The 23574-nt window shown below is 66.8% G+C and carries 23 protein-coding genes; 12 read left to right on the top strand and 11 right to left on the bottom strand.

Annotated elements, in window-relative coordinates:
• Positions 1-91 precede the first annotated feature (91 nt).
• Positions 92-436 carry a hypothetical protein gene (locus ABD301_RS26585; RefSeq protein ID WP_163569278.1) on the bottom strand — a complete coding sequence of 115 codons (345 nt, stop codon included), beginning with the start codon at positions 434-436 and terminating at the stop codon, positions 92-94.
• Positions 437-495: 59 nt separating this feature from the next.
• On the opposite strand from ABD301_RS26585, the gene ABD301_RS26580 reads away from it, so the two are divergent.
• Complete coding sequence (locus ABD301_RS26580; RefSeq protein WP_344313162.1) at positions 496-1377, top strand: alpha/beta fold hydrolase; 882 nt, start codon at positions 496-498, stop codon at positions 1375-1377.
• An 86-nt stretch (positions 1378-1463) separates the two neighbouring features.
• Here ABD301_RS26580 and ABD301_RS26575 read toward each other — a convergent pair whose 3' ends face one another.
• Positions 1464-2000, bottom strand: a complete 537-nt coding sequence (locus tag ABD301_RS26575) for a helix-turn-helix domain-containing protein (protein ID WP_344313161.1) — start codon at positions 1998-2000, stop codon at positions 1464-1466.
• 113 nt (positions 2001-2113) lie between these two features.
• Here ABD301_RS26575 and ABD301_RS26570 point away from each other — a divergent pair, with 113 nt between their 5' ends.
• The 7 genes from ABD301_RS26570 (at position 2114) to ABD301_RS26540 (ending at position 8891) form a co-directional block, all read left to right on the top strand.
• The gene (locus ABD301_RS26570) at positions 2114-2362 is read left to right on the top strand and encodes a DUF3311 domain-containing protein (RefSeq protein WP_163569277.1); all 249 of its coding nucleotides are present in this window, start codon (positions 2114-2116) and stop codon (positions 2360-2362) included.
• A complete protein-coding gene (locus ABD301_RS26565; protein WP_344313160.1) occupies positions 2359-3831 on the top strand; it encodes a sodium:solute symporter family protein in 1473 nt (490 codons plus the stop codon). Before ABD301_RS26570 ends, ABD301_RS26565 begins: the two co-directional genes overlap by 4 nt.
• Positions 3828-4148, top strand: a complete 321-nt coding sequence (locus ABD301_RS26560) for a TIGR04076 family protein (protein ID WP_163569276.1) — start codon at positions 3828-3830, stop codon at positions 4146-4148. The genes ABD301_RS26565 and ABD301_RS26560 overlap by 4 nt, the downstream gene beginning before the upstream one ends.
• Positions 4145-5107 carry an LLM class flavin-dependent oxidoreductase gene (locus tag ABD301_RS26555; protein WP_344313159.1) on the top strand — a complete coding sequence of 321 codons (963 nt, stop codon included), beginning with the start codon at positions 4145-4147 and terminating at the stop codon, positions 5105-5107. The genes ABD301_RS26560 and ABD301_RS26555 overlap by 4 nt, the downstream gene beginning before the upstream one ends.
• Before the next feature lie 24 nt (positions 5108-5131).
• A complete protein-coding gene (locus tag ABD301_RS26550; RefSeq protein WP_279580900.1) occupies positions 5132-5986 on the top strand; it encodes a tryptophan 2,3-dioxygenase in 855 nt (284 codons plus the stop codon).
• A gap of 251 nt (positions 5987-6237) precedes the next feature.
• Positions 6238-7392 carry a magnesium and cobalt transport protein CorA gene (locus tag ABD301_RS26545; protein ID WP_344313158.1) on the top strand — a complete coding sequence of 385 codons (1155 nt, stop codon included), beginning with the start codon at positions 6238-6240 and terminating at the stop codon, positions 7390-7392.
• A 35-nt stretch (positions 7393-7427) separates the two neighbouring features.
• On the top strand, positions 7428-8891 hold the full coding sequence (locus ABD301_RS26540; RefSeq protein WP_279580899.1) for a mannitol dehydrogenase family protein: 1464 nt from the start codon (positions 7428-7430) through the stop codon (positions 8889-8891).
• Between the two features lie 10 nt (positions 8892-8901).
• Here ABD301_RS26540 and ABD301_RS26535 read toward each other — a convergent pair whose 3' ends face one another.
• The 4 genes from ABD301_RS26535 to ABD301_RS26520 form a co-directional block, all read right to left on the bottom strand.
• A complete protein-coding gene (locus tag ABD301_RS26535) occupies positions 8902-10017 on the bottom strand; it encodes a 5-methyltetrahydropteroyltriglutamate--homocysteine S-methyltransferase (protein ID WP_163569275.1) in 1116 nt (371 codons plus the stop codon).
• Positions 10018-10027: 10 nt separating this feature from the next.
• Positions 10028-10825, bottom strand: coding sequence for an IclR family transcriptional regulator (locus ABD301_RS26530; protein WP_344313157.1), 798 nt, complete (start codon positions 10823-10825; stop codon positions 10028-10030).
• 133 nt (positions 10826-10958) lie between these two features.
• On the bottom strand, positions 10959-12308 hold the full coding sequence (locus ABD301_RS26525; protein WP_344313156.1) for an FAD-dependent oxidoreductase: 1350 nt from the start codon (positions 12306-12308) through the stop codon (positions 10959-10961).
• A 2-nt stretch (positions 12309-12310) separates the two neighbouring features.
• Positions 12311-12853 (bottom strand): PadR family transcriptional regulator, encoded by a 543-nt coding sequence (locus ABD301_RS26520; protein WP_163569272.1) that lies wholly within the window; start codon positions 12851-12853, stop codon positions 12311-12313.
• A gap of 201 nt (positions 12854-13054) precedes the next feature.
• On the opposite strand from ABD301_RS26520, the gene ABD301_RS26515 reads away from it, so the two are divergent.
• Genes ABD301_RS26515 through ABD301_RS26500 form a run of 4 tightly spaced genes read left to right on the top strand, consistent with a single transcriptional unit; the run spans position 13055 to position 17565 of the window.
• A complete protein-coding gene (locus tag ABD301_RS26515) occupies positions 13055-14311 on the top strand; it encodes an MFS transporter (RefSeq protein ID WP_344313155.1) in 1257 nt (418 codons plus the stop codon).
• Positions 14312-14313: 2 nt separating this feature from the next.
• Positions 14314-14484 (top strand): hypothetical protein, encoded by a 171-nt coding sequence (locus ABD301_RS26510; RefSeq protein ID WP_344313154.1) that lies wholly within the window; start codon positions 14314-14316, stop codon positions 14482-14484.
• A gap of 21 nt (positions 14485-14505) precedes the next feature.
• Complete coding sequence (locus tag ABD301_RS26505; protein WP_344313153.1) at positions 14506-16917, top strand: glycoside hydrolase family 3 protein; 2412 nt, start codon at positions 14506-14508, stop codon at positions 16915-16917.
• 9 nt (positions 16918-16926) lie between these two features.
• Positions 16927-17565 (top strand): TetR/AcrR family transcriptional regulator, encoded by a 639-nt coding sequence (locus tag ABD301_RS26500; RefSeq protein WP_163569270.1) that lies wholly within the window; start codon positions 16927-16929, stop codon positions 17563-17565.
• Positions 17566-17567: 2 nt separating this feature from the next.
• On the opposite strand, the gene ABD301_RS26495 is transcribed toward ABD301_RS26500, so the two are convergent.
• From ABD301_RS26495 to ABD301_RS26475, 5 genes are all read right to left on the bottom strand, one after another.
• Positions 17568-18383 carry an FAD binding domain-containing protein gene (locus ABD301_RS26495; RefSeq protein WP_344313152.1) on the bottom strand — a complete coding sequence of 272 codons (816 nt, stop codon included), beginning with the start codon at positions 18381-18383 and terminating at the stop codon, positions 17568-17570.
• Complete coding sequence (locus ABD301_RS26490) at positions 18380-18847, bottom strand: (2Fe-2S)-binding protein (protein ID WP_344313151.1); 468 nt, start codon at positions 18845-18847, stop codon at positions 18380-18382. The genes ABD301_RS26495 and ABD301_RS26490 overlap by 4 nt, the downstream gene beginning before the upstream one ends.
• Positions 18844-21123, bottom strand: a complete 2280-nt coding sequence (locus tag ABD301_RS26485; protein WP_344313150.1) for a xanthine dehydrogenase family protein molybdopterin-binding subunit — start codon at positions 21121-21123, stop codon at positions 18844-18846. Before ABD301_RS26485 ends, ABD301_RS26490 begins: the two co-directional genes overlap by 4 nt.
• A gap of 173 nt (positions 21124-21296) precedes the next feature.
• Positions 21297-22052 (bottom strand): IclR family transcriptional regulator, encoded by a 756-nt coding sequence (locus ABD301_RS26480; protein WP_344313149.1) that lies wholly within the window; start codon positions 22050-22052, stop codon positions 21297-21299.
• Positions 22049-23491: an APC family permease gene (locus tag ABD301_RS26475; RefSeq protein ID WP_344313148.1), complete on the bottom strand. Its 1443-nt coding sequence runs from the start codon at positions 23489-23491 to the stop codon at positions 22049-22051. Before ABD301_RS26475 ends, ABD301_RS26480 begins: the two co-directional genes overlap by 4 nt.
• Between the last annotated feature and the right edge of the window lie 83 nt (positions 23492-23574).

Raw genomic sequence — 23574 nt, 5'->3', positions numbered from 1 at the left:
CGCTGCTATGAAGGCTTCCCCACGGCACCAGCAGCCAACTTCTGGATCTCGACTCTCATCCCCCCGGAATAACCAGACACTGCCTAGGCGCCTAGGACTGAGCGATGTGTACGACGACGTTCTTGGCGGTGATTTCCTGGACCGAGACTCGCAGCCCGCCCACCTCGATCGGGGGCGCGCCGGCGGTCAGGTTGACCCGGTGGCCGGCCACCTCGATGGTGACCTGCTGGCCCCGCACGTCGACGAGTTTCGCCTTCACACCAAGGATGTTGGCCTCGGCGTTGACGCCCTGATCAAAGGTGACAGTGCAACCGCTGGTGGTGCAGCTGGTGCCGACGCCGTTTCCGGCGGAGCCGCAGCCGGCGCCAAACGCTAGGACTAGGCTGGCGAGCAGGACGACGACTGCCGATGACCGACTGTTGCGGACGGAGTGCATGTGCCAAGTCTAAAGGGCTCTTGGGACGGCCGCCCCACTGACCACAGTGGACAGTCGCGATGAGTGCGCCGTACAGACGGGTTGAGGTACCGGTCAACGGCGGCTTCCTCACGGTGGGAATTTGGGGGGTGGGTGAGCCGGCCACTCTGCTGGTGCATGGCATTACTGGCTCTCACCTGGCCTGGTCGCTGGTCGCCGAACGGGTTGCCGGCGATGGAAACGGGATGGGGACCGGCACGGTCATCGGCCTCGACCTGCGTGGCCGCGGCGGCAGTGGCGAGGTGTCCGGGCCGTACGGGATGGCCCAGCACGCGGACGACTGCGCGGCGGTGCTGGCGAGCCTCGGCGCCGCGAACGTGGTGGTGGCCGGGCACTCGATGGGCGGTTTTGTGGCTGTGGTGCTGGCGGATCGGCATCCGGACCGGGTTCGCCGGCTGGTCCTGGTCGACGGCGGCCCGCCGGCCCCGGTGCCGCCGGGGGACACCGCACAGGACCGGATCGCGGCCGTGTTGGGTCCGGCTGTGCAGCGGCTGGAGATGCGTTTTCCCAGTCGGCAGGCCTATACCGAGTATTGGCAGGCCCATCCGGCACTGCGGGACTGGAATGCGGCCATCCAGTCCTATGTGGACTATGACCTCACCGGCCTGGAACCTTCCTTGCGCAGCAAGGTGAATGCCGACGCGGTAGCTGCCGATTCGCTCGACTTGCTGGAAGGCGGCTCGCCCGAAGACGCCTGGACGCGGCTGAGGCACGACGCGGTTTTCCTACGCGCCGAAAGAGGATTACTGGACCAGCCGGTGCCGCTCTATCCAGATCCGACGCCGATCGCCCAGCGGATGCCGGTGCGTACGCTCCCGGGCACCAACCATTACACGATCCTGCTGGCCGAGGCCGGCGCCGCCGCGGTGGCCGCGGCCGTACGATCCGGCCCGCCCTGCTGATGTGACGCTTGGCCGCCGCCGAGCCACGTACTTTGGGTACGGGTGATAGGGGGGTCCGGATTTTCGCTATCCGTCGGACTTTGTTCCTATGGGTTGGGGGGCGTGACCGAGATGAGGAACTCGACATCGCTGTCGTCGGCGTTGCGATACCGGTGCGGCTGGTGCGCGTCGAAGGTGATGGATTCGCCTGATTCGACGGAATAGGCCACGTGTCTGATGTCGACAGTGAGTACGCCGGAGAGGACGACCGCGCATTCAACCGATGCGTGGCTCCACAACTCGTCACTGCTTACCTCGCCTGGCACCAGGATTCCCCGGAGAACCTCCAGCTGCCCATTGCCGGGCGTCAACCGCTCGTACCGGACTTTTCCCCGCGGGCCCATCAAACTCGAGCGCTCACCTGGCCGGCTCACCCAGACGGCCGGCGCCTGGTCGTCCTCGAAGAGCGAGGCGACCGACTCGCCGAAAACGTCGGCCAAGCGCCGCAGGGTGGTGAGGCTGGGCTCGGTGACGCCCCGCTCCACCTGGCTCAGCAGGGTCGCCGAGACGCCGGCTTGCGCGGCCAGCTCCCGCAGGCTGAGGCCGCGGCGCGTACGCAGCTCACGCAGCTGAGATCCGATCATCGCCGCTCCCTGCAGTCAGACTTCACAACCCTTGACGGATTGGTTACATGGATAAATAGTGTGCAGTGAAAGTGCACACTCTACGCACCGGCCGGCCCCGATGGGGAGATCTCATGGCAGCAACCGCGAAGGCCACCCGGCACCCGTACCGGTGGCTGCTCGTCCTCCCGTTCATCTGGCAGCTCGCGCTCGCGCCAGCCGTCAACAACGTTCGGTACGCGCCGTTCAACATTCCGTTCCCGATGCTCTGGCAGCTGCTGGGGGTGGTCTTCGCGTCGGTGGTTATTGGTGTCGTTTTCTGGCTGGACCAGCGATCCGGTGTGGCGGCCGAAGAGGACGTACCACTGGACGACCCGCGATGACCATCACGATCTTCTTGCTGATCGTGCTGGGTACCGGCGTCGCCGCGATCGGATTTTCGCGGGCCAGAAGGCGAACCAGCATGACCGAGTGGGCTGTCGGCGGCCGTCGTTTCGGTTCGGTGCTGTTCTGGTTCATGAATGCCGGCGAGGTTTACACGACCTTCGCCGTGCTGGGAATTTCCGGGTACGCCTGGGCGCTCGGCGCGCCGGCCTATCTGGCTTTCACGTCGGTGTCGCTCAGCTATGCCATCGGCTACTGGCTGATGCCGAAAATCTGGGCAGCCGGCCGCAAACACGGCCTGATCACCCAGTCGGACTTCTTCGCCGCCCGCTACCAGGCCAAGTGGCTTGGCGTGGTGGTGGGACTCGTGGGTATAGCCGCTTTGGTGGTGTACGTGCAGATTCAGCTCGTCAGCCTCGGTTTGATCGTTCGGCTGACCCTGGGCAGCACGCTCTCACCGACCGGCGCGGTGCTGGTCGCCGGCATCCTCATGATTCTCTTCGTTTTCGTCTCCGGGCTGCGTGCGGCGGCTTTGTCGGCCGCGGTCAAGGACATCCTGATGATCGTGGCGGTGGTCGTGCTCTCGGTGATGGTGGCCAGTCGGGTCGGCGCCACCTCGATCTGGGACGTGTTCCGGCTCGCCGAACAGCAACATCCGGGCATCGGGAAATTCCCCGGTCTGGATCCGTCCTCGACGACGACCACGATCTGGCTGATCACCTCGGGGCTGAACGTGGCGCTGGGAAACTGGGTGTTCCCGCATCTCTTCCAGGTCGCTTACGCGGCGCGTACGGGCACCTCGATCCGGCGGAACGCGATCTGGCAGCCGCTTTACTCGCTGGCCTACTTCTTTATTATCCTGCTCGGCTTCGGCGCCTTGGTGGCCCGTACGAAACCTGCCGGCGGTGACCTGAACGCGGCCCTTTTGCAGTTCGTCTCGGACAAATATCCGCCGTGGGTGCTCGGGTTGGTCGCTGGCACCGGCTTCCTGTTGGCCCTCGCGCCCGGCTCGGTTCTGCTGCTCACGTCCGGTTCTCTGTTCGCCCGCAACGTGATTGTGCCACTTCGGCCCGGCCTGTCCGACCAGGCGACCCTATGGATCTCGCGGCTCTCGATGGTGGGGTTCGCGGCCGTGGCAGTGTGGTTGACCCTGGCCCAGAACTTGTCGCTCGTCACGATCCTGCTGTCCGCGTATTCGGCGATCGGCATGCTCGCGCCCGGTGTTTTCCTCGGCTTCCTGTGGAAACGTGTGACGGCGGTGGGTGTGCTGGCCGGAATCGTGGTGGGTTTCGTGGCCTTGTTGGCTCCTTTCGCGAAAGCCTTCTGGGCCGCCGCGCTGCCGGACTGGGAACCAGGTTTGATCGCGATGCTTGTCAACGCGGCGGTCACGGTCATCGTCAGCCTGCTCACGCCGGCACCGGACCGGGACGCGATCGCCGTTGGCGTGGAACAGAAGGTGGCGGCATGACCGAACCGGTGACCGAGCTTTACAACCTGCGAGTAACTGTTGACGAGGTCCAGGGACGGCCGGTCTGTGGGCTCGCGGTCGGCGACTTTTTCGAGCTGGTCAACAGCAACGAGCTGCGGATCCCGGAAGGCAAACATTTCTGTGTGTACGCCCTACAGTCCGTCCTTCCGTTGTTGCCGGCCAAACAGCGCCAGCTCCCCGATGGTGACTGGCTGGAGCGGGACAATCTAGTTGCCTGCCCAGACCCGGAAGAGCGGTTGATCATGCGAATAGAGCGGACTGGCCGATGCCGACTGTCCACAGAGGACCTGACGTGACCAAGATCGGATTGGCTTTCCAGAGCGACAAATCCCCGCAGACGTACGCTCAGCTCGCCCAGGCGGCCGAGTCGTACGACATCGACGTGCTCAGCGTGTTCAGCGATCTGATGTTCCAGCCGCCGATTCTGGCCCTGCTGGAAATGGCTCGGGTGACCGATCGGGTCCGGCTGGGGGCCGCTTGCTGGAACCCGTATTCCCTGCATCCGTACGAGATCGCCGGCCAGCTGGCCGCGCTTGACCTCGCGTCCAACGGCCGCGCCTATCTCGGGCTTGCCCGCGGCTCGTGGCTGGGAGATGTCGGCATTGAGCAGCCGCGTCCCATCAGCCACCTCCGCGAGGCCGTCGAGGTGATTTATCGGTTGATGGAAGGCAAAACCGACGGATATCACGGCGAGATCTTCCAGCTGGCTCCGGACGTACGACTGCGATACGCCGTGCGCAGGCCGCGGCCGCCGCTGCTGATCGGCACCTGGGGGGAGCGTACGGCCGCGTTCGCCGACGGGCTCGCGGACGAGGTGAAGATCGGCGGGACCACGAACCCGGCGGTGGTCGCTCGGATGCGCAAGCGCCTGAAGTCCAGCGCCTTGGTGGTCGGGGCGGTCACCGTCGTCGACACCGACGGCGCCGCCGCGCGGGCCAGGGCCAAGACAGAGGTGGCCACTTACCTGCCCGTGGTCGCCGAGCTGGACTCCACCGTGCAGGTGCCCGTTGACCTGCTCGTACGGATGCAGGCTCTGGTCACGGCGGGGGAGTCGGAGGCGGCTGGCGCGCTCGTACCGGACGAGCTCCTGGACCTCTTCGCCTTCGCCGGCACCCCCGCGGAGGTGGCCGCGCGTGCGCGAGCGGTGATCGACGCGGGCGCGGCGAGGGTCGAGTTCGGTACGCCACACGGCCTCAGCGACGAGCGTGGCGTGCACCTGCTGGGCGCCGAGGTTGTCCCGCGCCTGCGACGATGAGGCACAAGAGCGAAGGGGGCCGGCATGGCAGTGGAGTCGAACCAGCGGCAGATCGAAGGTGGCGTGCACCGCGATCTGGCCGAGTCGATGACCTATGGCAGGTATCTGGACCTGGACACGCTGCTCGGGGCGCAGCATCCGGTCAGCGTGCCGGAACATCACGACGAGATGCTTTTCATTATCCAGCACCAAACCTCCGAACTGTGGATGAAACTGCTCATTCACGAGTTGCGGGCCGCGCTCACACATCTGGCCGCCGACGACCTGGCGCAGACGCTGAAGTTGTTGGCCCGGATCAAGCACATCCAGCGTCAGCTCTTCGAGCAATGGGCTGTGTTGGCCACCCTGACCCCGATCGAGTATGCCGAATTCCGTCGATTCCTGGGGCGTTCGTCGGGATTTCAGTCGGTGCAGTATCGGCTGGTGGAATTCCTGCTGGGTAACAAAAATGCCGACATGGTGGACGTTTTCGAGTACGACCCGCCAGCCCAGGAGTTGGTACGCGCCGCCCTGCACACCCCGAGCCTTTACGATGAGTTTCTGCGCTATTTGGGCCGGCACGGACACAATGTGCCACCAGACATTTTGGAACGGGACGTTTCGCAGGCGTACCAACCGCAACCCCGGCTGGTGCCGGTGCTCAAGCGGATCTACGAGAATCGGCAGGAGTTCTGGCCCGAGTACGAGACGTGTGAGGAACTCATCGACGTCGAAGAGAGTTTCCAGCTCTGGCGCTTTCGGCACATGAAGACCGTCGAACGAGTGATTGGCTTCAAACCGGGCACCGGCGGCTCCAGCGGAGTGGCGTTCCTGCGGGCCGCGCTGGACCTGACCTTCTTCCCGGAGATCCTGTCCGTCCGGACCGAAATCGGACGGTGACCGATATCGCGCGTACGGCTTCACTCGGTAGCAGTATGCTTGCCGGGGCCGCCGGGCCAGAACCGGCGTGACCAGTGCCTTTCGAGGATGAGGAGGTGGGGCTCGTCATGCCGAGTCAACCTCCTAGTTGTCGCTGAAACTGCCCGACACATCTCCTCGCACACCCGTGGGCTTTTCCCCTGCCCACGAAAGCTGCCGCTGATGCGGTCGGCATAGTCGCCGTCCCTCGTCACCGCGAAGAAGGCATTTCGATGATGACTAATCGCCTGCGCGTGTTGTTGCCCAAGAAAACCCAGCCGGTCGCGTACGCGGCCAACGGTGCGCATTCGCTCACGCCCGAGCATCAGCTGGAGCCAGCCGACGAGCGGCGCTGTCCGCCGGTCGAGAAGAGCGTGATCGACAGCGCTGTCTATCTCGACGGCCAGCGGACCAATTCGCCGCCGACCCTCGCGGACACGTATCAGGTGTTGTCCGACAAGCCGGGCAGCATGGCGTGGATCGGTCTCTACCGGCCGGCCGAGGCACAGGTGATGTCCGCCGCCGAGGAGTTCGGGCTGCACGAGTTGGCGGTGGAGGACGCGATCACCGCGCACCAGCGGCCGAAGCTGGAGCGTTACGGCGACACGCTTTTCGTGGTGCTGCGGGCGGCTCGCTACCAGGATGAGACCGAGAAGGTGGAGTTCGGCGAACTGCACGTCTTCATCGGCCCGGACTTCGTGCTGACCGTACGGCACAGCGAGGCGCCGAATCTCGCGGCCGTGAGACGGCGCATGGAACACGACCCTGACCTGCTGCGACTGGGTCCCGAAGCGGTTCTCTACGCGATCATGGACACCGTCGTCGACGGCTACGCGCCGGTCGTGGCCGGACTGCAGAACGACATCGACGAGATCGAGACCGAGGTTTTCAGCGGCGACCCCAAAGTGTCCCGGCGCATCTACGACCTGTCCGGTGAGGTTATCGAGTTCCAGCGGGCCACCCGGCCGCTCCTGCAGATGCTCGAGGGCCTGTCCGCGGGGTTCGACAAATACGGCACGGACGAGGAGCTGCGCCGCTACCTGCGAGATGTCGCCGACCACGCGACGACTGTTGCGGAGCGGGTGGACGGTTTCCGGCAGATGCTCAGCGACATTCTGACGATCAACGCCACCCTGGTCAGCCAGGCACAGAACGAGGAGATGAAACATCTGGCCGAGATCAGCTTCGCGCAGAACGACCAGGTGAAGAAGATTTCTTCCTGGGCCGCGATCCTGTTCGCGCCGACCTTGATCGGCACGGTGTACGGGATGAATTTCGACGTGATGCCGGAATTGCACTGGGTCGCCGGATATCCGTTCGCGGTGATGTTGATGTTGGTCGTCTGTTGCACGCTTTACGTGGTGTTCAAACGCCGCGACTGGCTGTGAAGCGGTCTCGGAACATGTAGTACTAGGCTGGGGGTGTGAGGATCCCGGCCCTGCCAGGGCTGTCTCGGCGCGCTGTCGCCGGGTGGCGCGGCCTGTTGGCGCGTCCGGCGCAAACCGGGATCGTGCACCTTGGCCTGGGCAATTTTCACCGCGCCCACCAGGCTGTTTACACGTCAGCCGCGATGCATGAAGAGCCAGGGCCGTGGGGAATCCTGGCCGCGGCCAACTCGTCGCGTACGGTTGTGTCGGCGTTGGCCGCGCAGGACCTGCTCTACTCGGTGGCCGAGCTTTCGCCGCTGGGCGTGCGGGTATCGATCCCGTCCGTCCACACTGGACTGCTGATCGCCGCCGAGGACCCGGCCGCGCTGGTCGCCGCGATCGCCGCGCCGGCCACCCGGGTGATCACCCTGACGGTGACCGAGAGCGGCTACTCGTACTCACCGCAGACCCTCGGTCTCGCGGTGGACTCCGCGCAAGTGCGGCACGACCTGGAAAATCCGAGCACTCCGCGGACCCCGATTGGCCTGATCGCCCGCGGCCTGCACCGCCGGATGCTGGCCGGCGGGTCCGGCATCACGGTGGTGAGCTGCGACAATCTGGTGTCCAACGGCAGCCGTACGCGGCGGTTGGTGCGCGAGTTCGTGGAGGCGATGCGGGTGCCGGCGCTGCTGGACTGGGTGGACGCGCACGTACGGTTCCCGAGCACGATGGCGGACCGGATGGTGCCGGCCACCACCGAGGCCGTGCGGGCGTTGGTGAGTGAGAAGCTGCGGGTGGTGGACGCGATCCCGGTGCCAGCCGAACCATTCAGAATGTGGGTGCTGGAAGACAATTTCGCCGCCGGCCGGCCACGGTGGGAAGCCGGCGGCGCGATCTTCACCGACGACGTCGGGCCGTACGAGGTGATGAAACTGCGGCTGTTGAACGGAACACACAGCCTTATCGCATATTTGGGACTGCTGGCTGGTCAGGCGTTCATCGCCGAGGCGATCCGGGTGCCCTTCATCGAGGAGGCCGCCCGACGGGTGATGACCGAGGACTATCTGCCGACTTTCACCGCGCCACAAGGGATTGACCTGCCGTCCTATGTGGAGGAGTTGTTTGGCAGGTTCGGGAATGCCGCGCTCGGCCACCGTACCAGCGAGGTCGCCTCCGACGGTTCGTTGAAGCTGCCGCAGCGGATCGCCGAGTCCGTACGGGAAAACCGTCTCGCTGGCCGGATGCCGGATTTCCTGGCACTGACCGTCGCCGCGTTTTTGCGTTGTGTCGCACCACTGGACGGGCATCTGGTGGCAGGTGCTGAATTCATCACCGACCCGGCTCTGGATCGGCTGCGCGGATTGCCCGTTGCCAGCACCTCGGCGCAGGTGGCGGCGGCTTTCCTGGAGTTCTTCGGTGCCGAGCTGGCCGCGGACGCCGAGTTTTTGGCTCGTACGACTGAGTTCCTTGACATCTTGCAGGCGCAAGGGCCGGCCGCCGCAGTGGCGGCCACTCGCTAGTACTGTAGTACTAGCCCCAGACTTCGGCGGCGGTTTCCACGATCAGTGCGAGCTTGGCGACCTGCTCGTCGTAAGTGAGCGCATTTCCTTCCACCGTGGACGAGAAGCCGCATTGCCCAGAGATTGCCAACTGGTCGAGGTCCACGTACTTGGCCGCTTCGTCGATGCGCCGCTTGAGGTCATCCTTGCTTTCCAGCTCCGGACGTTTGGTCGTCACCAAACCCAGGACGACCATCTTTCCCTTAGGCACGAACCGAAGCGGCTCGAAGCCGCCCGACCGCGCGTCGTCGAACTCCAGGAAGAACCCATCGACGGCGAGCTCGCCGAACAACGGCTCGGCAACGAAGTCGTACCCACCCTCGGCCACCCACGACGATCGGAAGTTGCCCCGACACAGGTGAGTGGTGACGGTGAGGCCCTCGGGTTTGTCTTTGAGGGCTTCGTTGATTTGCCTGATGTTGCGCAGGTGTTGGTGTTCGCCGTCGGCACCCATCCGGGTGATCTGCGCACGCTGCGCTGGATCATTGAGATAGGCGAGGCTGGTGTCGTCGAGCTGCACATACGTGGCACCGAGGTCGGCGAGGCCACGGATTTCCGCCGCGTACGCGGCCGAAAGGTCATCCCAGAACTCGTCCAGATCCGGATAGACCCGCTCGTCGATGGACGCCCGGCCGCCGCGGTAGTGGACCATGCTGGGCGACGGAATGGTTTGTTTGGCGGTGGTAGTGACGATCGACCGCAGGAACCGGAAATCTTCTCCGAAGATGGTCTTTCGCAGCGAGATCGGCGCGTCCACGTGGATGCCGGAGGGGGTGAACTCGATCGTGCCTTCGCTGTTACGGAACTGGACCTGGATGTTCTCGGTGACCTTGGTGACCCCGCCAAGCTGGTAGATGAAGTCCATGTGCCACGACCCGCGGCGGAACTCGCCGTCGGTGGCTGACCGCAGGCCCACGTTTTCCTGCATCCGTACGACTTCGCGGATGCAGTCGTCCTCGACTGCCCGCAACTGTGCCGAGTCGAGCCGGCCGGCCGCGAAACTTTCCCGCGCTTCCAGGAGTTTTTGCGGGCGGAGCAGGCTTCCCACGTGGTCGGCGCGAAAGGGTGGCCGGGTGCGTACGGTCATGGGTGCTTCCTCAGGCGGTGTCGTCGATGGTGGTGGGCTCCGGCCGGGCCGGCGATCCGCGCAAGACTCGGGAAACCCCGCGGGCGGCCGCGCGTACGGCCGCGGCCAGCGACAGCGGATCGGTGCCGTTGGTGCGCACTACCAGCGAAATCGACGCGGCGACCTCGCCCTGCGGATCGCGGATCGGGGCCGCCACCGACAGCGCGTCGAGGGTGATCTGTCCGTCGCTGACCGCGACGCCGGTGCGGCGGACCTCGGTCAACACCCGGCGCAGCTGCTGCGCACTGGTGATCGTCTTGTCAGTGAACCGTACGAGCGGCTCGGCCAGCACCTGCTCCTGAACGTCGTGCGGTGCGTACGCGAGAAGCACCAGCCCCACGCCGGTGGCGTGCAGCGGCCAGCGCGCGCCGACCTTGGTGCGTACGGTGACCGCGTCCCAGCCGGTGATGCGTTCGACGTACACGCCGTCCCGACCGTCTCGGACCGCGAGCTGCACATTTTCGTGCGTAGCCTCGTACAGATCCTCCATGAAGGGCAGTGCGGCTTCGCGTAGACCGAGGCTGCGCGGTGCCAATGCGCCCACTTCCCAGAGCCGCAGACCGATCCAGTAGCCACCGCGCTGATCACGCTCCAGTGCACCCCACGACACCAGTTCGCGGACGAGCCGATGGGTGGTCGTCAGAGGCATCCCGGTGTGCCGGCTGATGTCACTCAACCGCAGCGTCGGTCGTTCCGGGTTGAACACCTCCAGGATGCTCAGCACCCGCTCAGCCACACTTCGCGCCGGCGCCGAGGTGTCACGCTTCACCCGACTGCCCCCTCCGCCGGCATCACAGCTTCCGTTCACCTTGCTCGGTCCCAGCCAGTCCCGAAAGCCGCCTTCCACTCACTGGAAGTCGTAGCTCGAGCCTCCGGACACCCGACAAGAGTGACCGGAGAAACTACCGTGCGGGTTCGACGGGTTGGGGGTCGTATACGTCGGAGTCTTCCAGGGTGGCACGGCGGATGGCTGGTACGGCACCGCAGACGCGGAAGAACGTACGGGTGAGGCTGCGGCCGACGGGGTTGCGGCTGATGGCCTGCCGGGTGTTGCGAACGGCTTCGCCGACGGTTTCGAAGCCGTATTTTCGCAGCGCCGCTTCATAATTCTCGATGGCGGGAAGGAGCGCGGAGGTTCCGGCATCGACGCGGGTGAGGGCCTGGCACAGCAGCCGGGCATCGCGGAGAGCGGTGTTTCCGCCGAGCCCGCCCACTGGCGGCATGTGGTGGATGGCGTCGCCGAGCACGGTCACGTTGCTGGTCCGCCACGCCGGGACGGGGGTGGCGGCGGTGAAACCGACGGCACGGAGCTGGTCGTGCGCTGATTCGGCGATGAGCCGGCGCAGGTGGGGATGCCAGGTGGCAATGCGGCCTTTGATGGTGGCCCGGATGGTTTCTCCGGTGGCGTCGCTGAAATCGGGCGGAAAAGTGTCGCGGTGGCCGATCATCGCCCACATCACGTAGTCGTTGTCGCGGGAGTCCTCGATCAATTCCTTCGCGTCCAGGCCGAGGGTGGCGAGTTGGTCGCCGATGCGCTCGGCTATCTCGGCGGGGTCTTCGCGGCGACGGAAGACGGCGGTGAAAAGGAAGTCCTGGCGAGGCCAGAAGACGTTTTTCCTGGTCGTCAGGCTGGAAGGCAGCCAACGCAGAGTTTGCTCAGTCAGCATCAGTTTGCCGGCGCAACCCACCGCCGGAATGTCGGTCACGGTGGCGGCGGGCAGGAGTTGGGCGCGTACGCGCGAACGGCTGCCGTCGGCGCCGATCAGGATATCGCCGGTGGCGGTGGTGCCGTCAGCGAAAATCGCGGTGACCGTGCCGTCCATATGGGACTCGTAGCGGACGAATTCCTTGTCGAAGTGGACAAGATCGCCCAGGCCGGCGAGCAGGATCTTACGTAACGTAATGCGGCTGACGGCGTGCTCGCCATGAGTGGGGTCGGTCGAGTCCGGGCCGGGGCCGTCCGCGCGAAGAGTCACCAGCTCGTGCATTTTCTCATCCATGAAAGCGATCCCGCGTCCGGCGTCGCCCGCGGTGGCGATGAGTACGTCCCAGAGTGGGCCGGATAGGCAGTCGCGCAGAGCTGTCGCGCCGGCACTGTTGACATTGATGCGGTAGCCCTGTTGGCGGGCGTCGGGGGTGAAGTCGCGCTCGTAGACGGCGACGCTGACGCCGGCCTTTTTCAGGCCCTGGGCAAGGCAAAGACCGCCGATGCCACCGCCGATGACCAGAACGTGCGGGGATTTCGTTGACATAATCAACTCTTTTCGGAAAGGGGGACGGCGGCCAGCAGCCGGTCGTGCCACTGGAGCTCGGCCTCCAGCCGCAGGAAGATGTGCTCGAACGCGAGCGGTTCCAGGCCGGTCAGATAGGGCTCGGCCTCGGTGAGCAGGTGGCGCATGAAGTCGAGATGCGTGGCGTACGCGTCCCGGCGGGCCAGGATGGCCGTACGGAACTCGGCTGGGTCCAACTCGTCGGCATGCTGCAGGACCAGGTGCATTGGGTCGGGCCGTAGCTGCGCGTCGGCGAGTACGGCGTGGATCTGCGAGGTGAGGTCGGCGCGGCCGTTGTCGGTGATCGCGTAAACCGTGCGGGCCGGCAGATTTCCGTCCTGTTCGGTGCGTACGACCTCGACGAGCCCCTCGTCCGCCATTCGCCGCAGGGCGCCGTAAAGCGAGCCCGGCTTGATGTCGGACCACAGCTCGACCCGATCCTGCTGAGCCGCGCCGCGGATCTTGTGCCCGTGCATCGGCCCGCCCTGGGCGAGCGCTCCGAGGATGAACAACCTGGTTCCCAGCATGTGACTACTCAAACACGAGTATCCATCGCTAGTCAAGTAGGACTACTCAAACACGAGCAAACCCGCGTACGGACATTGCCGCAATCCGCGCTGGTCACGGACATACTGGACGACTTTCGGTGAGGGGCTTCACGAGACGTACGCCCTCACGTACCGTTTAGCCGACCAACCACTCGGTCGGGTGACGTGAGGAGTGGGTCCATGGCCAACCCCAACACACAGACTGTTCCGCCGGATGTCGTCGAGAACGTGTCGAGACCGGTCGTCTGGACGATGGCGTTCGCGCAGTTCGGCCTGTTCGTCGCGTTGCTGGCGCCGGTCACCGTCAGCCTGGCGGTGAAAACCCAAACTCTGGTGAGCGGACCGGCGGCGGCCACGGTGAACGGGAACGTGCTGGCGGTGGCGGCCTTCGTGGCGATGATCGCGAACCCGGTGTTCGGCCGGCTGAGTGACCTGACGACCTCGCGGTGGGGCCGGCGGCGGCCCTGGATGGTGGGCGGTGGCCTGGTCTTCGTGATCGCGTTGGCGATGGTGGCGATCGCGCCCACCGTGCCGGCGCTGCTGGCCGGCTGGTGCCTGGCCCAGCTTGCCGGCAACGCGATTTTGGCGCCACTGCTGGCCACCATCGCCGATCAGGTGCCCGAGCACCGGCGCGGTGGAGTGTCCGCGAACGTGGGCGTGATGCAGAACATCGGCATCCTGGTGGCCGCGTACACGGCGAGCCTGTTCGTCCACAACATGGTCCTGCTTTTCGTGCTGCCGGCCGGGTTCGCGCTCGCGACCGTCGTCCTCTACGCGTTTGTGTTGCCGGACAAGGTGATCTCCGAGTGGCCGGTGATCAGTGGCTGGCTGGCGTTCGCGAAGACGTTCTGGGTCAATCCGATCCGGTATCCAGATTTCGGGTACGCCTGGATTTCCCGGTTTCTGTTGACGCTGGCGGCCTTTATGTTCATCTCGTACCGAGTTTTCTATCTGGAGAACCAGATTGGCCTCACCGCCGAGGATGCGGTGAAGGCGCTCGCCACCGGAGTGCTGATCTACACGATCGCGTTGGTGCTGACGGCGAAATTCGGCGGCTGGCTGTCCGACCGTACTGGCCGGCGAAAGCCTTTCGTGATCGGCTCGACGCTGGTTTTCGCGGTCGGACTGGTCGTCCTCGCGCACATCCACTCGCTTGGCTGGTTCTACGTTGTGGAGGCCATCATGGGCCTCGGGTTCGGGATCTACGTCGCCGTCGACACCGCGCTGGTGATCGACGTGTTGCCGAGCAAGCACGATGCGGCCAAGGATCTAGTGTCCTGCGCCCGAGGTTCGCTACTTTCTCCGGCGCTCAGACGGCGACTGAGAGCACCGGAGAATCGCCCACATACACACCAGTATGAGGACGATCCTCCGGCGCACTCAGATCACCGTCTGGATCACCGAATAGAGCAACGAACCTCAGACGCAGGACACTAGGAGTGCTCAACATCGCCAACGCACTTTCCGCAGTCGCTCGCCGCGGCCCTGGGGGCGTCCTGCTGGGGATCGGCTCGGCGGCCACCGGCAACTACCTCGCGCTGATGTGGGGCGCCGGCATCCGGTGTGCTCTGGGCGGCCTCGCCATCGTGCCCATTCGCAGCGTCCGCTGACAAAAGTCCGAAGGAGTACAGGTGACTTTTACACCCACCGACCCACCAGAGCTGGAGAAGGCGCTGGCCAGCCTCAGCGTCGAGCAGGTCGTCCGGCTGCTGACCGGGTCGGCGATGTTCGAGCTGTACGGCGAAGAGTCCATCGGCCTCGCGCCGATGGTGTTCTCGGACGGCCCAACCGGCGTTCGCGGCTCCGAGTTCACTGGCGGTCGGCGGGTGTCGCTGCTGCCGAACGCGACCCTGCTTGCCTCGTCGTGGGACGAAAAAGTGGCCGACGGCGTCGGCCGGCTGCTTGCCGAGGAAGCGCTCGCGCAGGGCGTGCATGTGGTGCTCGGACCAACCGTGAACCTGCACCGGACCCCACTGGGCGGCCGGCTTTTCGAGGCGTACTCGGAGGATCCACTGCTGACCGGCCGGATCGCCGCGGGGTACGTACGAGGCCTGCAGGCCCTCGGGGTCGGCGCGTGCGTGAAGCATTTCGTGGCCAACGAATCGGAAACCGAGCGGCACACCGTCAACTCGGTGGTCGATGCGCGGGCGCTGAACGAACTTTACTTGCTGCCCTTCGAAATCGCGATCCAGGACGCGCATCCGTGGACGGTGATGGCGGCGTACAACGACATCAACGGCGTCGCCGCGACCGAGCACGACGAGTTGATCAACGGTGTCCTCAAAGGACAGTGGGGCTGGGACGGGCTGGTGATGTCCGACTGGTTCGCCACCAAGACCACCGTGCCGTCCGCGAATGGTGGGCAGGACCTGGTGATGCCGGGTCCGCAGGGGCCGTGGGGTGACCAGTTGCTCGCGGCCGTACGCGCCGGTGAGGTGACCGAGGAGGTGGTAAGGGAGCACGCCCGCCGGCTGCTGCGGTTGGCCAGCCGGGTGGGTGCGTGGTGGACGGATCCGGTGCCGGTCAGGGGCTTGCCGGGTCCAACCGACCCGGTCCGGCGGGAGCAACTGCGTGCCCTCGCCGCGGGTGGCATGACGGTGCTGACCAACGAGGGCTCGACGCTGCCGCTGGATCCTGCCGCGCCGACCGCGGCGAGGCCATTGGTGCTGGTCGGGCGGCACGCTCTTGGTACGGTCGCGCAGGGCGGTGGGTCCGCGCAGGTCCGTCCGCCGCACGTGGTGAGCATCGCCGAGGGGTTGGTCGCGGCGCTGGGTGCGGACCGGGTCCGGGTGGTCGACGGAGTCGAGGTGCGCCAGTCGCCGGACGTGGCCGATCCGCGGTTCGTACGGGATCCGGAGACCGGCATGCCGGGCATCCGGATCACCAGCCGGCGGGCCGACGGCGAGGAGCTCGCGTCGACCGCCAGCGACCTCGCGATGATCGCGCTGGGTATGACGACCAGCGCGCACGAAGGCGCCGCCGGGGTCGAACTGGCCGCCGAGTTGGACCTGGCCGCGCCGACCGAGGTAGAGGTGGGCGTACGAGGCGCCGGCCGTTGGACGGTCGAGATCGACGGCGTCGAGCACCAGGTCGAGCTGGTGTTGAGCGCGGGTGACCTCGGCGCGGCCATCCTGAGCCCGCCGGTGTGGACCACCATCGTCACCGCCGGCCAGGGCAGCCGGCTGACCGCCCGGCTGGACACCTCGCAGGGTGCACTGGGCCTGCTCGGCGTGGTCGCCCGGCCGGCGCCACGGCCGTCCGTCGAGGTCATCGCGGCCGCTGTCGAGGCCGCGTCGGGAGCGGGTACGGCCGTGGTGGTTGTCGGCCTGACCACCGAGCAGGAGACCGAGTCGGTGGACAAACACACGTTGGCGCTGCCGGGCGACCAGGACGAGCTGGTCCGCGCGGTGGCCGCGGTCGCCGATCGTACGGTTGTGGTGGTGAACGCGGCGACGCCGGTCCTGATGCCGTGGCTGGACGACGTGCACGCGGTGGTCTGGGTGGGCCTGCCGGGTCAGGAGGGCGGCAACGCGGTCGCCGACGTGCTGTTGGGGCTGCGGGAGGCCGCTGGCCGGTTGGTCACGACTTTCCCAGCTGCCGATGGAGATGGGCCGGCGTGGTCACCGGTCCCGACCGATGGATCGCTGGTGTACGAGGAAAGTGTGCGGGTCGGCTATCGCGGCTGGGACGGCGGCGAGAAGGAGCCGCGGTTCTGGTTCGGGCACGGGCTGGGCTGGACGACGTGGGCGTACCACAGCGTCCGCGTCGAAAACGAAAATGTGCTGGTAGAGCTGGAAAACACCGGGACCCGGCCGGGTCGCGAGGTCGTCCAGGTGTACGTCCGCCCAGAAGGTGAGTCGGTGCGGCTGGCCGGCTGGGCGATCGCGGACGACGTGCCGCCGGGGGAGCGGCGGACGGTGACCGTACGAATGGACAGCCGGGTGCTGCGGGTCTGGGAGGGGGTGACTGGCGGCCGCTCAGCGGTGGTGAGCTGCTGGTCGCGCGTGGGCTCGGGGACGTACGGCTGCGCGCGGACGCCCTAGGCTGACCGGATGTCCTTTCCGCGGCGCTATCGACGGACAGTCACCGACCGCGCCAGCGCGGCCGGTGACCAGGCTCGCGCCCGGGTGCTGGAGGTGGCGCTCGACTTGTTCGCCGCCGCCGGCTATCGCGGCACGTCGATCGCGCAGGTCGCTGAGCTGGCGGGGCTGAGCCAGTCCGGTCTGCTGCACCATTTTCCCTCCAAGGTGGCACTTTTGGTGGCCGCGCTGGACCATCGGGATGAGATCGACGGCCGGCTGCTGGAGGTGGACAGCCAACCGCCGCTGGGTTGGGCCGCCTTCGATGCGCTGATCGCGCTGGTGCGGCGGAACAGTCAGCGGCCCAACCAGGTGCGGCTTTTCGTCACGCTGAGTGCGGAGGCGATCGATCCGGCGCATCCCGCGCACGACTGGGTTCAGCAGCACTACGCGGGCGTCTACGCGTGGCTGACCGCGGCCGTCGAACATGGCCTGGACGCCGGCGAATTCCGCTCCGAGGTGCCGGTCGAGCGGTTCGTCCACCTCACCATCGCCGCCCTGGACGGCCTGCAGATCCAGTGGCTGGTCAGCGGTGGTGAGCTGGACATGGTTGGCGACTTCGGGGCGTACGTGGCCGCCCAGAAAACCCGCTGGGGCCCGGTCGGGGGGTAACGTCAGCGGGCCTCGGCTGCGGTCAGGGCTCGGCGAGTGAGAACTCTCGCGAGGTGCCGGCGGAATTCCTCGGACGCGTGCATGTCCGCGGCCGGCGCGGTGCCGTCGGCAGCCAGTGCGGCCGCTTCCGAGACACTCGCGCCAGACGTGAGTGCCTCTTCGACCGCGGTCGCGCGCAGCGGGGTCTGGCCCATGTTGACCAGCCCGACCCGACCGTCCACTGTGGCTGCTCCCACGATCGCCCAGTCGTTGGCCCGCCGGACGAATTTCTGATACGCCCACGGGCACGCACCCGTACGCGGCAGCCGAACCTCCACCAGGATCTCATCCGGTTCCAGCGCGGTTTCGAAGAAGCCGCGAAAAAAGTCGTCGACACCAATGATCCGCCGACCAGCCGGACCCTGCGCGATCAGCGAACCGCCGGTGGCCAGCACGACGGCTGGGAGGTCCGAGGCGGGATCGGCGTGTACGAGGGTGCCGCCAATCGTGCCGCGGTGGCGCACCTGCGGATCGCCGACCAGCGATGACGCGTACCCGAGCAGCGGGGCTTCTTTCGTGACCACGTCAGCGGAAACCAGGTCGCAATAGCGCGTCAAGGCACCGATCGCGAGCTCGTCACCTTCCACTCGTACGTACGACAGATCCGTCAGCCGGCCGATGTCGATCAGCACGCTGGGGTTGGCGAACCGCAGTTTCATCAGCGGCAGCAAGGAATGCCCACCGGCCAGCAGTTTCGCCTCGTCGCCATGCTGACCGAGAAGGCCGATGGCCTCCTCGACCGTTTCTGGCCGTGCGTAGTCAAAAGCGGCGGGGATCACGCGCGATTCCCTTCGGCGGCAAGGCGGACGGCCCGGACGATGTTGTGATAGCCGGTGCAGCGGCAGAGGTTGCCTTCCAGGCCCTCCCGGATCTCCTGCTCAGTCGGATCCGGATTCTCCGCCAGCAGCCCAATCGACGCCATCACCATGCCTGGCGTACAAAACCCGCACTGCAGCGCGTGCTCCTGCTGGAAGGCCCGCTGCATCGGATGCATCGTGCCGTCTTCGCTCGCCAGACCCTCCACAGTGGTCACTTGCCGGCCGTCCGCCTGAACGGCCAGAACCGTGCAGGACTTCACCGACTCCCCGTCGACGTGGACCGTACAAGCGCCGCACGACGAGGTGTCGCAACCGATGTTGGTGCCCTTCAATCCTGCGACCTCGCGCAGATAATGCGCCAGCAGCAGGCGAGGCTCGACCTCATCCGTACGTTTCACGCCGTTGACGGCGATCTCGACCTTCACGCGGTTCCTCCGGCGGCTTGCTGGATCGCGGACCAGACCCGCTCCGGGGTGGTCGGCATCTCGATATGTCTGACGCCCAAATGGGAAACGGCGTCGATCACGGCGTTTTGCACGGCCGGGGTGGCACCGATCGTGCCCGCCTCGCCGATTCCCTTGGCGCCGAGCGGATTGTACGGTGTCGGCGTCTGCATGGTGACCAGCTCGAAGCTCGGCAGCTCGGTGGCCGACACGAACGGATAGCTGGCGAAGGTCGAGGTCAGCGGATTTCCGTCCTCGTCATAGAGAACCTCCTCGAACAGCGCCTGGGCGACGCCCTGCGCGATGCCGCCGTGCCGCTGCCCGTCGAAGAGCAGCGGGTTGAGGATCGTACCGGCGTCGTCCACCGTGACGATCCGGCGCAGCTCCGCCTTGCCAGACTCCGTGTCCACATCGACGACCGCGATATGGGCGCCGAAAGGAAAAGTCGCACCGTCGGTGGTGAAAACCGTGTAGACGGAAAGCTTTTCCTGTGCGGCCAGCTCAGCGAAGCTGATCGTGGCGGTTGGTACGCCGGCGACCGCGATCGCGGCCCGCCCGGTATCCACCACCAGATCGTCCACATTGGCCTCGAGCAGGTCGGCCGCACGCGTCTTTGCCAGCTCCACCAACTCTTTGGTGGCCTGGTGCACGGCGGCGCCGCCCTGCTGCAGGCTGCGCGACCCCATCGTGCCGCCGCCTACCGGAACCAGGTCGGTGTCGCCGTATTTGACGGTGATCCGGTCCATCGGGATGCCGAGCTGGTCACTGACCAACATCGACCATGCCGTCTGATGCCCCTGACCGTGCGGTGACGTGCCGGTGAGGACGGTGACGCTGCCATCGGGATGCACCTCGACGGTCGCGTTTTCGCTCGGCGAGCCCCCTTCGCCGCCGGCGCCGGTGACTTCCACGTACGCGCAGACGCCGATGCCCATCTGGACGACGTCCCCGTTGGCGCGCTTTTGCGCCTGCTCAGCCCGCAAACCGGCGTAATCCGCCGCGTCCACCGCGAGGTCGATAGCGGCCGCGTACTCGCCACTGTCGTAGAGCGCTCCGCCTTTTGTCTTGTACGGAAAGGCTTCTGGTGGCAGCACGTTCTTCTTGCGCACCTCGATCGGGTCCATCCCGATCTCCGCGGCGAAAAGATCCATCGCCCGTTCGATCGCGGCTGTCGCCTCTGGCCGACCCGCGCCGCGGTAGGCCGCGACAGAGGTTTTGTTGGTGGCCACACTGCGAGATCTGTACTGCAACGTCGGAATGTCGTAGACGCCGGTGGCCATCGAGTAGGTGAATGCCGGCAGCATCGCACCGAAAAGCGGGTAGGCGCCGCAGTCCTGGATCACATCCAGCCGGTACGCCTGCAGCGTGCCATCGCGACGGCCGCCGAGCGTGATGGTCTGCACCTGGTCGCGGCCGTGCGTCATGCCGACGAGGTTCTCCGAGCGGGTTTCGACCCACCGCAACGGCCGTTTGAGCCTGCCAGCCATCCACGCGACCGCGGCGGCCTCCGGATCGGCGCCGATCTTGGCGCCGAACCCGCCGCCGGTGTCCGGCGTGATGACGCGGACCAGATCCGGGTCGATGCCCAGGATGGCGACCAGCCCGGCCTTGGTCATCTGGGCCGCCTGGTTGGGAATCCACGCGGTCAGCCGGCCGTCCTGCCCCCAAACCGCGGCCGCCGCCCGCACCTCCATGGGCGCCGGCGCGAGCCGCTGGTTGACGATCTCGCGGCTGATCACCACCTCGCAGCCCTCGAAAACGCTGTCATCGAGGTCGCCAGGGACGGTGAAGATCAGGTTCGTACCGGCCGCTGGGAACAGCAGGACCTCGTCGTTCAGCGCCTTGCGCGGATCGACCACCGCCGGCAGCGGATCGAAGTCGATGTCGACCAGCTCGGCGGCATCCTCGCCCTGGTAACGCTCCTCCGTGACGATCGCGGCCACCAGGTCGCCAACGAACCGTACGGTGTCGGCGGCCAGCAGCGGCCGATCCATCCCCTTGGTGAACATCGGCAGCGCTGGCGGGATCGGTGGGAGCTCGACGTCCTTCGCGGTGAAAACTCGTACGACTCCCGGCGCGGCCTCCGCCTCCGACGTGTCGATCGCGGTGATCCGCCCATGCGCGATGGGCGATCGTACGAACGTCACATACGCGGCGCCGGCGAGGCGCTCGTCGACGAGGTCCTCGGTGTAGGTGGCCCCTTTTGTCAGAAACAGCGGATCTTCGGTGCGGAGAACCCGCGTACCGAGAATGCTCACCAAACGCCTCCACAGGCAGTCGTAGTCCGATAGAAGATGTCTATCAGCCGGCGCGGTCTGTGTTCACCGGAGTCTCGACCTCCGAACCGCGGTGTTCCACGAAGAAAGGTGATCTGTCCGTGACCACAGCTCTGGACCGCGCTCGCGGACGTGCTGCTGGCGAGATCAGGACACTAGGCGAGCAGCGGTGCGAGACGGTCGGCATGTTTGCGCAGGAGGGCGATCATGTCGGTGTTGGGTTCGGCGATCCGATCGGGTGGGCCGCTGACGGCGAGGCCAGCGACCAGGGCGCCGGTGTCCTGGTCGCGGATGGGGACGGCCAGGCAGCCGCGGTCGGTACGCAGCTCGCCGCATTGGCGGGCGACGCCGGAGGCGGCGACCTCGCGGAGTTCGGTGTCCAGTTCGGTACGACCGACGATGGTGTGTTCGGTGAAGCGGCGAAGGTCCCGGACCATCGCCCGCCAGTCGGGTTGGTCGGCGAGCAGCAGTTTGCCCAGCGCGGACGCGTAAAGGTAGCGGGCGAGGACTACCTCGTCGCTCGGTGGGTGGTCGCGGTCCGGGTCCATGAGTACGAGACGGCCGGCGGTGAACGAGGCGAGGTGGACGCCCCACCGGACGTTGCCGCGCAGATGGCCGACAACGGCGCGTACGGCCGCAGGTGGGCGGGTGTTGGTGGGAGCGGCCAGCCGGGCGGCCCGGCGGCCGAGCGCGAAGCCGCGCAGGTCCGGCAGCCGGACCAGGTATTCCTCGCCGACCAGCAGGTTCAGCAGTCGGTACGTGGTGGCCGGCGGCAGCTTGAGGGCGGCGGAGATTTCCTTCGCGGTGACGCCAGGCCCGGCCGCGACCACCTCCTCGATGATCGCGAGCGTGTTGCGAAGGGCCCGCGGCTGCCGGCCGGGCAGCGGCGAGGGGTCCATGCCTGAGGTCATCTGTCGGTGCCACCCAGCACGTCAGCCGCCAACGTCTCGTCGTACACCCCGATACCGGACAGGGTGGCCGGCCGGCGCAGCCGCAACCAGCCGAACCACCCCAGCGCGGCCAGGACGAGGAGGCCGAAGGCGTACGGGTAGGGGCCGTTCCAGGTGACCATCGTGAAGGCGACCAACACGGCGACCAGCACCGGCGCGATCACCGCGGCGGTCAGCACCGCGCCCACGGTCAGTTCGCCGATCCGCCGCAGGAACACCGGCGCGGACACGCAGACCAGCAGATATGCCACCAGATAGCCGAAAACCGCGATGTTGATCAGGGTCACCAGCAGGACGCCGGCGGGCATCCCAGCCAGCAACAACACGGCCGGTACGGCGGCGGTGACCGGGATCGCCACCATGATCGCCACTCGCGGAGTCCGGTGCCGTGGATGGGTGGCGCCGAACTGGTGCGGGGCGATGCCGTCCCGGCCCATCGAGAACAGCACCCGGGTCAGCGCGGTGCCGGTTGCCAACGTACAGGCGAAAAACGAGGCCGCGATGCCGATGTCGAGCAACAGGGACAGCCAGGGCAGGTGCTGTGCGGTGGCAAGCGCGGTGACCGGCCGGCCCTGCCCGGCGAGGCCGCCGGGCAGCCGGCTGAGGCCGACCACCTGGGTGTAGGTGGCGGCCACGAACAGCACGCCGGCGAGCCCGGCGGTCCATTGCACGGCCCGCGGGATCGTCTGGAACGGCCGGCGGGCCTCGACGCCCAGAGCCGCCGCCGCCTCGAAGCCCACGAAGGCCCCGAGAGCGGGCAGTACGCCGGCACCGACGATGCCGAGGTTGGCCGAGGAGATCGCGAATGGCCGCAGGTCCAGGTGCGGCCCGATGCCGGTCAGGAGCACCGCGAAAATCACCAGCATCAGCCCGATCGACACCGCCTCGACGACCAGGATGACCTGCGCGGACAGTCGTACGGCCCGGAGTGTGCAGACGGTGGCGAGGGCACCGAGGGCGAGTACGCCCAGAGCCGCGACGGCCACTGTGCTGGGCCCGCGCGGCACCCCGAGGCGGGCCAGCAAGTCGCCCAGGTAGATGGCGCAGCCAGTCAGCATGCCCATCCCCAGCACCCCGTAGCCGACGAGCATCGCGCAGCCGCACGCGAAGGCCGCCGACGGGCCGAGGCCCTTGGCGGTGAGGCTGTAGAGCGAGCCGGCCACGGCCATCCGGCGGGTGAAGTAGGCGATGCAGCGCCCAATCAGCAGCGCGAGACCAGTGGCGATGACGTACGACCAGGTCACCGTCGCGCCGGCGGTCACCGCGGCCATCGCCGGGCTGGTCGCCATCGCGGCCGACGGTGCCACCGCCGAGACGGACTGGGCGATCACCTGGAGCGGCCCCAGCCGGCGCCGGTCCAGCCCGGACACCGGCGACCGGTGGCGCAGCTGCAGCTCCACCAATGGACGGTCCTTTCGTATCTGCGGGTGAAAGGTAGCGTCCGTCCGCTATGCCGAGGTGGGTCATTCCCGGGTTGTGAGAA

This window comes from Fodinicola feengrottensis (assembly GCF_039530045.1).
Lineage (GTDB): Bacteria > Actinomycetota > Actinomycetes > Mycobacteriales > HKI-0501 > Fodinicola > Fodinicola feengrottensis.
This window is presented reverse-complemented; position numbering and strand designations above follow the sequence as displayed.